Consider the following 12,528-nt stretch of genomic DNA (forward strand, 5'->3'; position numbering starts at 1 on the left):
CTCCTTCAGGCTTGGGCGAGGTCGGGATAGAGGCGGCGCATCATCGCCGACAGCACGCGCAATGAGCGCTCAACGCCGTCGCGATTGTCCATAAACGTGGCCTCGATCGCGAGCCCGCGGACTGCGGCGACATAAAGCTCGTGGATTGCTGCTGCGTCGGGATGCGGGGTCAGTCCGGCAGCGCGGACGCGATCCTCGCTCCAGCGGTGCGCCTGAACGTCGATGCGCGACTGCAACGCGCGCAACTGAGCGGCAAGGTCTGGGTCGGCGCGCGAAGCGAGCATGATCTCGATCACCGCGATCCCCGCCGGGCGGCTGATCACGCGCCACATCGTATGGGGCAAGTCGAGCAGGAACCGGACGGGGTCGGTCGCTTCGGTCGCATCGCGGTAGAGATCGATGTCCTGGTTGAACACATGGCCAACCACCGCGAGCATCAGATCCGTTTTTGCCGGAAACTGATGCGTCATCGCGCCGCGGCTGACCCCGGCCTCGGCGGCAACGGTCGAAACGGTGGTCGCGCTGTAGCCGGTGCGGTGGAGGCACGTGATCGCCGCTTCGATCAGCCGAGCGCGCGTGCCGGCACTTCGCTCCGCCTGCGGGCGGCGCGCGGCGCGCTGCTCCTGAGCATCGATCGTTGCGAACGCTTCCACCGTCTCTCCCTTGTCGTCACAGCTTTGCTGGCTCCAGCGAGGCATCGATATCACCTCATTTACAGAACGTACATCCTTTTTGTTGGCCGGATATCGATTTTGCGCTATGCCATCGCTCGACCGGGCGCAGACTCGATCGCGAAACGGGAGAGCGGCGTGACCGAACCAGCACCGGCAACGATACCGGGCGCCCGCGCCAAACTGCCGTTCGGGCAGAAGCTAGGCTATGCCGCTGGCAATGCCGTTGACGGGATCGTCAGCCAGGTCCTCAGCATTTTCCTGTTGTTTTACGTTACGACCGTGTGCGGCCTGCCTGGCGGGCTTGCAGGGATTGCGCTGGCGGTCGGGCTGGTTGTCGATGCGGTGGTCGACCCGCTGATCGGATCGTCGTCGGACGGTTGGCGATCGCGCTTCGGCCGGCGGCTGCCGTTCATGCTCGCGGGGCTGCCGGCGGTTGCGATCCTGCTCGTCGCGATCTTCTCGCTGCCGACGGGGCTTAGCACGACCGCGCTGTTCGTCTGGCTCACGCTTCTCTCGGTGTTGCAACGGATCGCGCTGTCGCTGTTCAACCTGCCCTACCAGGCGGTCGGTGCCGAGTTGAGCGACGATTATAACGAGCGCTCGTCGATCATGGCATGGCGCTGGGGGCTCGCGGTGACGGGCACATTGTCGGTCGTGGCGCTGGGATTCGGCGTTTTCTTCAACGGACCGGGTGCGCAGATGCTGCGTGGGCACTACACGCCGTTTGCGCTGACGCTGGCCGGGATTCTGATCGTCGCCGGCTTGATCGCATCACGCGTCGTCGGCGCCACACTCGACCGCCAATATCCCCCGGCGGCGGGCGATGGCGGGCTGCACGTCCGCGTCCTGCGCGAGCTTAGCGAAGTGTTCCGCAACCGCTCGTTCCGGATCTTGTTCGGCAGCGCGCTGCTGTTCTTTTCCGCGCTTGGCACGCACGCTGCGCTTGGGCTGCACACCAACACCTTTTTCTGGCACTTCACGTCGCGGCAGACCCAGGCGGTGACGCTCGCGGTGTTCCTCGGTCTGCTGTTCGGCGCGCCGCTGACCGGGCCGTTTCTCAAGCGGCTGGAGAAGCGCACGATCCTGATCGTCGGGCTGGTCGGGCTCGCGGCGTCGGAGGCAGTACCTGCGGGGCTGCGCCTGCTCGGGCTGTTCCCGTTTCAGGGCGACCAATTGATGTGGATCCTGTCCGCCATCGTGTTCGTCGGCGGGGTGCTGATGGCGGCGGGCTCGATCGCCTTCGCCTCGATGATGGCCGACGCCGCGGACGAGCACGAACACCTGTTCGGGGCGCGGCGTGAAGGACTCTATCATGCCGGCTGGGCGTTTGCGAGCAAGGCGGCGGCGGGCGTGGGCGCCTTCATTGCAGGCATGGTGCTTCAGCTGATCGACTTCCCGACCGACCTGGCGAAACAGGGCGCGAGCGCTGCGGCGAGGCTGCCCGACACGATGATCGACGCGCTCGGCTTCTTCTACGGGCCCGGCGCGGGCGTGGTGTACGCCGGGGCGATCGCAACGGTCTTCCTCTACCGGCTCGATGCCAAGAGCCACGCCGCCATCCTGCGCGACCTCAAAGACCGCCGCGCCGCCGCGCTTGCCGGAGCAGCGGCACTCGTGCCTTGAGGGCGGTATTGAGAGCACCGCAAAGCATATTCGGGTGGGGAGCGGAAGAGGGGCTTTGTACCCTCGTTCAACGTTGGATCGTACTCTTGGAGCTAAGCATCCAGGCGCGTGCCCATGATGAACCGCGGCCTGATGAGCTTCGCCGGCTACGAGATCACTATACCGTCGAATTCAAGGGTGCCCGCAAAATCGCGAACAATTCTTTCCACGGTCACTCGACGTGGGCTCAGGACAACAAATGTGCCTTCGGCCGTCGCGGGACTATCGGCAAGCAAGCGAAACATCAAGTCTCCAATCTCGTTGATGCCATCGCCCCAATAGCGCTGAGGAGCCTCACCGCTCGAAAGCTTCCTGATCATTTTTGAACGGCGGTCAATCACGTCGCCAACGATACATCCATGAAGGATTGTTCCTGACCGTTGAGCCCTGCTCGTACTGGACCACCTTATCCCGCACGTTCGGGCGCCTGCCTTCCGTGTCTTTGCCTTGGCCCTCGTACGTTTTCGCACCGTAGAATTAAAGCCGTTCAATATGAAGCGGTGGAAAAAATTACGTAAATGCGAGTCTGTATAACAGACTTTTAATGCCGTTAAAAATGCGATAAAATATTCCGTTACGATTTCTTTTGGGGGCTCCCAGTCGAATGGGTAACTGACCGGGAGGCGACTATGATTGATCTTCTTAATATACAACGAGTAAGTTCTGCGCAGATTGTACGACAATTTGGCGTAATTCAAGAAAAACTTAACGAGAAAAATCTGATCGTGACACATCACGGCAGGGATAAATATCTTTTGATGGATATTTCAAAAATCGAAAGCTTATTGAATCAGTGTAAAAACAATTGCTCTAACTGTCAGGCCTATCCGCTACCGATAGATTTAATGAACGAGTCATTTCTTTCAGTTGATTTAGATTTTTCGGTTTTGGATGCCAACGCATCTGCATGCGCCTATCTCAAGGTTGAACGCAAAGAGGCTATAGGAAAACGCCTTGATCATTTAATATCTGGATTTGATGACTCTCTCATCAAGGCAAAAATGGCTTATGCTGCAAAATCGGGCGAGGTAGAGTCGTTCGATGCGCCCTCGCCTCTTTACCCGGGTAATTGGATGCATGTTCGATGCTTCCCGTTCCGCGGCGGAGCGGGATGCTTTTTCGTGAATAGTACAGCCAGGCTCCCACTCGATCATCGCTTCGTACAATTAACTGCCCTTGAGGAAGCACTTTCGGCGTCCGGATCGATGGGCCGAGCGCTATTGACGCCACGGGCAACGCTTGTTCAAGCAGACCCCGTGCTCGTCGAACTGCTTGGACTGAGTGCCGCGGTTTTGGAACAAACGATGCTTTCTCACATCATTCCTGCATCGCACCGCGTCGCGGCCATGCAGCAAGTCGAGCAGGTTCTCAGCAAGGGAGGAACAGCGAATTTCGCAACTAAGTTCCTCACCAATGCTGGTGTCGAGCGCCCGGTCAACGTCACTTTGGCACAGTTGCGGGAGGAATATGCGCCGAGCGGCGCGTTGATGCTGGTCAGCCCGATGCACAACTAGGTCGTCGAGCGCTGATCTCGGGCGCTCAATAGGTCACCGTCACGACGATCGTGTCGCTATAGCTGCCCACGGGCACGTTCTGCGCGGCGCGGAGGCGGGCATAGACGCTGTAGTTCTTCACATCATTGGTCAACAGGCCGACGAGCGTATAGCTCTGCGTGCCGGTGCCGCCGGTACCATCGCCCCACACGATCGTGCGCGCGGCATCGAGATAGAGGTTGTACCCTAGCTGGTTGCTGCCATTTGCGAGCCGGCGCTCGGCATAGCTGCCCGCCTGGCCCGGGCCGAGCTGGATGGTATAGCCGCCCGAGAGCGCGACGACCGCGGAGCAGGACACGGTCACCGTGCCGACGGCATCCGTCGGGCTCGCCGACAGCGGATCATAAGCCCCGAACGCGACTCCAGTGGCCGAGACGGTGCACGAGCACAGCGTACAGGCATAAGCCGGGGCGCCCATGCCCGCGATCACGAGCGCCACGCCACGCGGCAGCCAGCGGAGAAGGGTGCGGTCGATCATGTTGCCTGGTTCCTACATTGGAGCTGGATTGGTTTCATCCCCTCGGGCGCGCTGGCGGGCAAGGTAAGGATGCAGCGGCTATCGGCGTCCGACTCGATCACCAGCGTTGCCCGGCTGATGAAATCGCCGACAAAGAGCAGGCCGTCGCGGCCGACGATCGTCTCGCCGCCACCCGGCAGGATCACCCGGCTGCCGATCGGCAGCGGCTGTCCGCGCGGATCGAGCGCGGTGACGAGCAGCGTGCGGCTCTTTCGGATGCCCAGCCGCACCATCGCTCCCTTGCGATAGCCCGGCGTCACATCAGCCTCGCCGCTGGTAACATTGGTATCGATCGGCAGATCGGCAGGATCGAAGCTGATGCGGTTGTGCTGGTAGGCAAGCAGGTTGGGGATGATCGCTCGGCCGTGGCGGTTGGTGCGCGCAACCAGTTGGCCGTTATTGTAGATCGGGAGCCCCGCCGCCCCGCCCGCGTCGACCACGGCGAAGCCCTGGTCCACCCGGCGGACAGCGGCAATCATGCCCTGCGTCGCCAGAACGCCGCCGCTCGCGCTGAAGCGTGCTGCGGGGCCACGGCCATTGATTGTGACGGCGAGGCTCGTATCCCCTTGGCCTGACCAGCGCGTGGCCTCCGCCACCGCGCCCGGCCCGAACACGCCATCGACCAAGCCGGCGCGCAGCCCGAGCGGACCATTCAACTGCGGCGAACGTTGGAATTCCACGCGCGATCCATCGGACGCGGCCGAGGCGAACAAACTGTTGCGCCCCCAGGAAAGACTGAGCGTGAGCGAGCCTTGCAGCGACTCGCGTTCTCCCTGTGTCACGCGCTGGCCGAACAGCGCCAGGTTGAGCCGCCGCGACACTGGGTAGCTAAGTGTGGCAGTGGCCAGGCTGAACGAGGTGTCCGGCCCATTGACGGTGCGGGCATAGGCGATCGCCAGGCGCCCTACCGGCGTATTGACCGAGGAGTCGGCGAGCACGCGATCGACCTGCTCGGCCTCGCCCAGCCGCCCAAGTTCGGCAAAGCCCACTTCGCGCCGTTCGACCGCTATCCCAAATGACCAGTTGGGCGCGCGCCGTACGAGCGTCACCGAATAGAGCCGCGCCGCCTTGCCGGCGCTTTCGGACTGGGCCACGCCCACCGTCATCTCCGCCACACCCCCGAGCGATGTGCTGGCAGCGCCCGCGACCAACAGGCCGTCGGACCGCGCCTGACCGCTCATTTGCACGGTCAATTGCGAGGTCACGCCGATGCGTGCGCCGACGGCGACAAAAGGGTTGGTGTAGCGATCAGTTGAGGTCGCGATGTCGCGTCGTTCCCAGCCGCCTTCGATACCGAAATCGACCAGCCCGGGGCGGAGCAGCGCGGCGCTGGCATAATAAGGAACCGTGACGCTCTGCTCGCCGCCAAAGGCATCACGCACGAGCAACACCGCCCGGTGTGCCCCGCTCGTCACCGGCACGCCATCGATCGTGAACGGCCCCGCGTCCACTGCACCGCGATATCGCAGCCCCTGATCGACCAGCAGATCGACCGTGGAGGGCACGCCGGCCACGCCGGCCAGGCGCGGCACCGGAAACGTCACCAGATCAGGCGCGATGCCAAAGTCGGTGCCGTATTGCACGCCTGCAAAACGCGCGGCGCCTCCCCAGAAGCTTGGCCGGCTGATCGCGTCGCCGATCACCAGCCGCCGCTGGCGCGCGGGATCGTCCACCGTCCAGCTGCTAGCCAAACGGCGTATGCCACCGTTCGCTACGCTGCTCCACAGCCAGGACGATGCGATCGCGCCGAACTGGCCCGAGAGCCCCGCCTCACCAAGCGCGTTGCCGCTGAATCCGCCATTCCCGCCCTCCACATTCACGTCGTAATTGGCGAACAGCGCGAGGGGGGCCTCGGCGACCGACGGTGCCTTGGGCGCCGCGTCGAGTTGCTGGGTCGCGAAGGCCTGCTGCGCCAGCTCGATGCTGAGCCGTTGGTCGCTTTCGGAGAAAGACAATCGGGCGCCCGGCAGCCGATCGATCGGCACCCAGCGCCGATTGTCATGATCGATCAACGTCTTAGGGTCGACGACGAGCCGCCAGACTTGGGCATCCACCAGATCGATATAGAAATGCTCGCCGCGCCGCAGAATGATGGCCGGCGCACGCGCAACGCCGTTTAAGCTGATGCCGGCAGCGATGATGTCTGACGTCGACGCCGATCCTGCGTCGGGCGCCGCGACGATGATGCTCGCGGCGGGTATCAGCCCGATCAAGGCAACCGCGGGGGACATGGCTTATGGCGCAGGGGGCCACGCCAACGCTGCGCGCATTTCGCCCTGATCGGTTGCCGCGACCAACGTCAGCGGCTCGCCGCGCTGCAGCCGCGCTGTCCCTGCAATAGGCTGCAGGCTGATCGTGCGCGCGGCGCCGGGCAGAACATAGAGCGGCTGCTCGATCCGAGCGACCGGCGTTGTCCCGCGTAGCAGCGTCGCGCTATGCACCTGGACATGGACGCTCCCCTGGTTGCTGAGCGTCAAGCGATCCGGCGCTGCAAGCTGCGGCGCGAGCACAATCCTCGGCGCTGCCGGCTTCACGAAGATCGGCAAGCTCAGCCGCAGCAGCGCGCGAACCTGGCCGCTGCTCGGACCGCGCTGCGGCAACTCCTCGATCATCAGACGGAAGCTTTGCTCTAGCGCCCCGCCCAGCGGCCGGGTGACCGCGATGCGCAGCAGCTGCGTGGCATGCGGCGGCAGCTGCGTAATCACCGGGTTAACGATGATCTCATCACTCGGCTCGAGCTTGTCCTCGCCATCCACCTGCGACCACCGCCAGGCCGTGATCTGCACCCCGACCGGCTCGTCGCCCTCATTGGTCAGCCGAAGCGTGCTCAATCGGCTCGTGCCGTCCAGGCTGACCCGCACCGGCGCGACCTTGAACGCGCTCGCTTCCGCCGGCGTGACGCCGATGCCTCCTGCAACCAGCGTGACCGCGATGAGGGTCGATATGGCTGCTCGCGCGAGCATGTCAGTAGGTCACTGTTACGGTGACGGCGTCGGTATAGGTGCCCGCCGGCACGTTCTGCGACGCGGCAACGCGGCCATAGACCGTCAGTGTAGCGGGCGTCACGCTTGCGGTGGCGGCGGCGGGCGTGTCAGTGCCGGGGGTATTGCCCCAGAGCGTCGTACGCGCGCTGTCTTGATAGAGGGCATAGTGCAGCTCATTCGCCCCGTTGCGCATCTTGCGCACCGCGACCGTCGCCCCCGTACCCCCACCAACGCCAAGGGCAACGGTGTAGACCGTGCCGGTGGTGCAAGTGACCAACAGCGTCGTCGAGGCGTCCAGCGGCACCGCCGAAGTAGGGTCATAGCTCCCGAACGCCAATGTATTCGCTGTGACCAGGCACACACCAGTGACTGTTGCGTTGACGTTCAGTGTGGTAGTAGTAGTCGCCGCAGTGGCCGGACTAACAGTCAGGGCCCCTGCACAAAGAACAAAAATCTTCAGGGTATGATGGACGCGCATCGTATCTACTCCTTAGACGATCATCTCAGTCTCACAATATGGTCAAATATTAGTGAAGTGCGTATTCAGTGATTAATACGTACTTTGCGAAAACCATTAGAGTTTTGAAGCGGTTCGACTGCCAAGGCCCTGGCGATCAGCCAAGCGCGGCGGCTGCGTCAGAAGCGTGGGGGTACCAGCGACAACAGAGCCGACCTGCAAGGGAGTAAATTCTGCATTCGCCACGACAGAGGTATTTCCCACTGATTGCGGGATACCGATCAGGAAGCCTTGGATATTGTCGCACCCGAACGACTTCAGCAGATCCAACTGCTCCGCTGTTTCGACGCCTTCCGCCGTTACGTCCATGTGCAGCGCGTGCGCGAGGTCAATAATCGATCGCACCACCGCGCGCGTGCTCTCATCGTCCTGCAACGAGTGGATGAAGACTTTGTCGATTTTCACGCGATCAAAGGGGAAGCTGCGCAAATAGCTGAGCGACGAATAACCGGTGCCGAAGTCGTCGAGCGCGATGCGCACCCCCGCTTCGCGGAGGCGGTGGAGCTGGGCAAGGATCGCCGCCTCGCCATCCAGGAAGATCGACTCGGTCAGCTCAATTTCCAGCCGATCGGGTGACAAGCCGCTTTGCGACAGCGCCTGGAAGATCGCGTTCAGAAAGCCACTATTGCGAAACTGCAGCGGCGACACATTCACCGCGACCCCGAAATTGCCCGGCCAGGCAGCCGCTTCGCGGCAAGCCTCGCGCAACACCCATTCGCCCATCGCGACGATCAAGCCATTGCTCTCGGCGATCGGGATGAACTCGTCCGGTGCGATGTTGCCCTTCGTGGGGTGCTGCCAGCGCAGCAGCGCCTCCTGCGTGCGGACTTCGCCTTTCTCGATGTTCAACACCGGTTGAAAGGCGAGGAGAAATTGCCCGGATTGGAGCGCGTCCCGCAATTCCGTCTCAATCTGATGACGTTGCTGGGCAACCGAATCGAGCCCCGGTTCGAAGAAGCGCACCACGCCCCGTCCGCTTCGCTTGGCGCTGTACAGCGCCAGATCGGCCGCGCGCATGAGTGCTGCTGCATCATGAGCGTCCTTGGGGCCGAAGGCGACGCCCACGCTCGTACCCGTTGCGACCTGATAGTCGTTGATCTTCATCGGCACGGCAAGCGTGTCGATCAGCGCTTGCCCCAACAGCCGGGCGCGTTCCGGCGTGCAGTTGGGCAGCACGATCGCAAACTCGTCCCCGCCCAATCGGGCGACCGTGCCGTCAGACACCGAATCGCGCAGAATTTTGCCGACGCGCTTTAACAGGGCGTCGCCGACCTGGTGCCCCAGCTTGTCGTTCACCAGCTTGAACCGGTCGAGATCAAGGCACAGCATCGCAGTTTGCGTTTCTAACCGGATCGATGCCTCGAGCGCCGCCTGCAGCTGCTCGTTCACGAAAGTCCGGTTGGCGAGCCCGGTGAGATTGTCGTGGAAGGCGAGCCGACCGATACGGTTGAGACTCTCGGCCAGCCGGCCGATCTCGTCCGGGGCGGTGACCTCAATGCTCGAGGCCATGCCGCTTTCGAGATTGTGGGCAGCGCGCTCCAATTCGACGATCGGTTGCGTTATCGCGCTCGACAACCGCACGCCGCCTAGTAACGCGAGCAGCAGCGCGAAAATGCTGGACAGCGTCACGCCCAGCTGCAGCTCCCTGTAGCCGACCAACGCAGCGGACCAAGGATAGGTGAGCAGCAGCGCAGCCTTCGCCTCGCGCAAATTCCCGTTCAGCGGTTCGACAATCGCCAGTTCGGGCCCATCGGGGCCTGTGACAGTCCTTACCCGGTCCCGAGCGGCGCCGCTCAAGGCGACCAGGCGCGCTAGCTGCTCATCGCTTTCGGGGCCGCGATCGGCGGTCCACCGGCCATCGGGAGCGCGGTGCAGCAACGTCGCCTGCAGCGCAATCGGGGCCAGGCGACGAATCTGGTCCAGCTCCGCCGCATCAATTGGCACTGCAAAAACGATGTAGCCGAGGAGCACAGGCGCCATAACCGGCGAGGCGATCAAGCGAAATGGGCGCCCGCCAATGACGTCGATCTGTTCAAACTGGTCGATCTGCTCCGATTGCTGCTCCGCCGCCCAAACGACCATTTTGGCGAGGCGCGGGTCGATCTGCTGGCGGCTGTTGCCCAGCACATGTCCCTCGGTGGAGACGAAATAGGCTTGAGGCATGTTGACCCGCCCGGCGAGATTGTCGAGCGCGGATCGTATTGTTTCCGCATCGCCCGAGGCGATCGCCGAACGGGAGCCGAAGTCGTGTCCCAGCACGCTCGCATGCGCGCTCAGCGCTCGAGCGCGTTGCTCCCATATTTTCGAATATACCGCGACGCTGGAGACTAATTCATTCTGCGCCGTCGTTTCGACATGCCGGCGGATGAGTAGTTGCGAGGTGAGGGTGACCGCAGCCATAGCAGTCGCCAACAGCACGCCATAGCGCACGAGCAAGCGCGTACTTATCTGTCGAAACCCGATCATCCCGACCAATCGCAGCGGCAGGTTTCGCAAGAAACCGACAATCGGCCTGATTATTCTCCCAGAAAGTTGCGTAAATCTCCGCGACAAACCCGAGGTTTTCAACGGACCCGGCCAACGCTGCGCTTCTTTCCGGTAATTCATTTGCCTATCTGCCCCGGCTCTAATCCCCAAGATGGTTAAGCTAGCGCGAAGCGATGGATTGTTGATTGATTAGACAGCCCAACTATTCAGCGTAATATACGTAAAATCTTATGGCATTGGGTGGGTGCATTGCGTATGCTCTTATATTCTCTATGATGCATCGGCTTCGCTGCTTGTAGGGCTTCGTCGTCCCATTCCCCCTTAGCTGGCAGCTCCGTTAGCCCGCGTGTTCGCGAGGCAGGCGTCAGGCAATATTTGCGCAGCCGGACGGCTCGATGATGGGCCAGATGGGCGAAAGACTGCCTTGCTGTGCACTGTTGAACAGCTTAATTGCTGCACACCTGAAAGCCAGACGGTGCCCCGGGATTGCAGGTAGACAAGGAGGCGGCACCGGTGGCGCTGTTCGACAAACAAGTCCAGTCCGCATTAACACCCGAGCACATGCTGTTGCGTTGTACCGGCCGACTAAAAGTGTGTCCGGCTTCGGTCTTATTTCCATACGGACGCAACATATTGAATTGAGGCGCTTTGCCGGATGGCTACTCAGTGTATTGCAGCTTCGTGATTGATGAGTACGTTGCGGATAGAATGCTTTCGATCGGAATAAAGGAGGAAGCGCATACCCTTGGAGGGCATTTCACCGTCTGTGAGGGCATGGACGCAATAGGCCGTTGCAGCTCTGGTCGAAAGTCATGACAATGAGATGGTGCCTTGGTTCGCGCGCCCGCGGCCGCGCCCAGACAACCGTGTCCAAGTGTCCCAAGGTCGTATTGCCTGTGCCAATCGCTGCAGGTCTAAGAGCGGATAGGGCAACGGCGGAAACTGCTGACAACGCGGCGCCTGGAGCGTTAGCAATGATAGGACGATCTGATGCGAGTACGCCTTGTTAGCCTGTTCGTCATTCTACTGGGCTTTTTAGTGGGGCTTGGATCGCCCGCGGCGGCCGCCGATGGTGAGCGGCGGACATTCGTCATCCGGAATTTCAAGCTGGAGAACGGTACGGTCCTGCCCGAGGCCAAGATCATGTACGCTACCTACGGCAAGCTGAATGCCGCGCACGACAATGTTGTATTGCTGCCGTCGCATTACATGGCCGATGCCCATGGCTATGAATGGCTGATCGGACCTGACAAGGCGCTTGATCCGGCAAAATACTTTCTCGTCGCAACCGAGCTTTTCGGCAACGGCAAGTCCTCGTCCCCCAGCAACACGCCCGCACCCTTCGATGGTCCGCGCTTCCCCGTCACGACGATCCGCGACAATGTCGTAGCCGGTCACCGGCTATTGACCGAGGCGCTCGGAATTCGTCACCTACGCGCCGTGATCGGCTTTTCGATGGGTGGGCAACAGGCCTTTCAATGGGCGGTTTCCTATCCCGATTTCATGGACCGCATCGTCGTCACCGCCGCTACCGCCAAGACCTGGCCGCACGGGATCGTCCGCTTGGAGAGCCAGATCATCGCAATCCAGGCCGATCCTGATTTTGCTAATGGCGACTATAAGCAGCCGCCAAAGAAGGGACTGCAGACCTTTGGCGCGATCTGGGCAGCGTGGCTCTTCTCGCAGGCCTGGTGGCGCGAAGAATTGTGGCGAGCAAATGCTCCAGCCGGAGCCACATTCCGCACTGTGTTTGATGGACTTTACAAGGATTTCATTCCGGGCGCCGATGCGAATGATCTGATCCTGCAGATGCGAACCTGGGAAGCGCACGATATCGGGACGACGCCGGGGTACGACAACGACATCAAGAAAGCGCTCGCCGCGATCAATGTGCCGGTGCTCTACATGCCGTCAGCGAGCGACCTTTATTTCCCGGTCGACGATGCCCGTTATGAGGCTGGGTTCATTCCTAACGTGCAGCTTGTACCACTCCCGTCGCTATGGGGGCACACCGCTGGGGCCGCGAGCAATCCTGCCGATGGTCGCTTCCTGAACGAACATATTGCGGCGTTCCTAAATGGGGGGACTGCTCCGCTGGCGGCGTCGACCGACACCAAAGGCGGATGACCGCTGC

General features: G+C 61.9%; 10 protein-coding genes. 3 read left to right on the top strand and 7 right to left on the bottom strand.

Going from position 1 to position 12,528, the window contains the following annotated elements:
- Nucleotides 1-5 precede the first annotated feature (5 nt).
- Complete coding sequence (locus ACLB0R_RS05200) at nt 6-653, bottom strand: TetR/AcrR family transcriptional regulator (RefSeq protein WP_434953758.1); 648 nt, start codon at nt 651-653, stop codon at nt 6-8.
- 156 nt (nt 654-809) lie between these two features.
- Here ACLB0R_RS05200 and ACLB0R_RS05205 point away from each other — a divergent pair, with 156 nt between their 5' ends.
- Nucleotides 810-2,297 (top strand): MFS transporter, encoded by a 1,488-nt coding sequence (locus ACLB0R_RS05205; RefSeq protein ID WP_416642280.1) that lies wholly within the window; start codon nt 810-812, stop codon nt 2,295-2,297.
- A gap of 146 nt (nt 2,298-2,443) precedes the next feature.
- Here ACLB0R_RS05205 and ACLB0R_RS05210 read toward each other — a convergent pair whose 3' ends face one another.
- Nucleotides 2,444-2,677 carry a hypothetical protein gene (locus ACLB0R_RS05210; RefSeq protein WP_416642281.1) on the bottom strand — a complete coding sequence of 78 codons (234 nt, stop codon included), beginning with the start codon at nt 2,675-2,677 and terminating at the stop codon, nt 2,444-2,446.
- Between the two features lie 288 nt (nt 2,678-2,965).
- On the opposite strand from ACLB0R_RS05210, the gene ACLB0R_RS05215 reads away from it, so the two are divergent.
- Nucleotides 2,966-3,850: a PAS domain-containing protein gene (locus ACLB0R_RS05215; RefSeq protein WP_416642282.1), complete on the top strand. Its 885-nt coding sequence runs from the start codon at nt 2,966-2,968 to the stop codon at nt 3,848-3,850.
- Nucleotides 3,851-3,875: 25 nt separating this feature from the next.
- Here ACLB0R_RS05215 and ACLB0R_RS05220 read toward each other — a convergent pair whose 3' ends face one another.
- From ACLB0R_RS05220 to ACLB0R_RS05240, 5 genes are all read right to left on the bottom strand, one after another.
- Nucleotides 3,876-4,367: a Csu type fimbrial protein gene (locus ACLB0R_RS05220; protein ID WP_416642283.1), complete on the bottom strand. Its 492-nt coding sequence runs from the start codon at nt 4,365-4,367 to the stop codon at nt 3,876-3,878.
- A complete protein-coding gene (locus tag ACLB0R_RS05225) occupies nt 4,364-6,619 on the bottom strand; it encodes a fimbria/pilus outer membrane usher protein (RefSeq protein WP_434953759.1) in 2,256 nt (751 codons plus the stop codon). Before ACLB0R_RS05225 ends, ACLB0R_RS05220 begins: the two co-directional genes overlap by 4 nt.
- Before the next feature lie 21 nt (nt 6,620-6,640).
- Entirely contained in the window at nt 6,641-7,369 is a 729-nt protein-coding gene (locus ACLB0R_RS05230; RefSeq protein WP_416642285.1) for a fimbrial biogenesis chaperone, read from the bottom strand.
- Nucleotide 7,370: 1 nt separating this feature from the next.
- The gene (locus ACLB0R_RS05235; protein ID WP_434953760.1) at nt 7,371-7,868 is read right to left on the bottom strand and encodes a Csu type fimbrial protein; all 498 of its coding nucleotides are present in this window, start codon (nt 7,866-7,868) and stop codon (nt 7,371-7,373) included.
- A gap of 96 nt (nt 7,869-7,964) precedes the next feature.
- Nucleotides 7,965-10,307: a putative bifunctional diguanylate cyclase/phosphodiesterase gene (locus tag ACLB0R_RS05240; RefSeq protein WP_416642287.1), complete on the bottom strand. Its 2,343-nt coding sequence runs from the start codon at nt 10,305-10,307 to the stop codon at nt 7,965-7,967.
- A gap of 1,077 nt (nt 10,308-11,384) precedes the next feature.
- Here ACLB0R_RS05240 and ACLB0R_RS05245 point away from each other — a divergent pair.
- Complete coding sequence (locus tag ACLB0R_RS05245) at nt 11,385-12,521, top strand: alpha/beta fold hydrolase (RefSeq protein WP_416642288.1); 1,137 nt, start codon at nt 11,385-11,387, stop codon at nt 12,519-12,521.
- Nucleotides 12,522-12,528: the final 7 nt, after the last annotated feature.

This window comes from Sphingomonas sp. GlSt437 (genome assembly GCF_048015635.2).
GTDB lineage: Bacteria > Pseudomonadota > Alphaproteobacteria > Sphingomonadales > Sphingomonadaceae > Sphingomonas.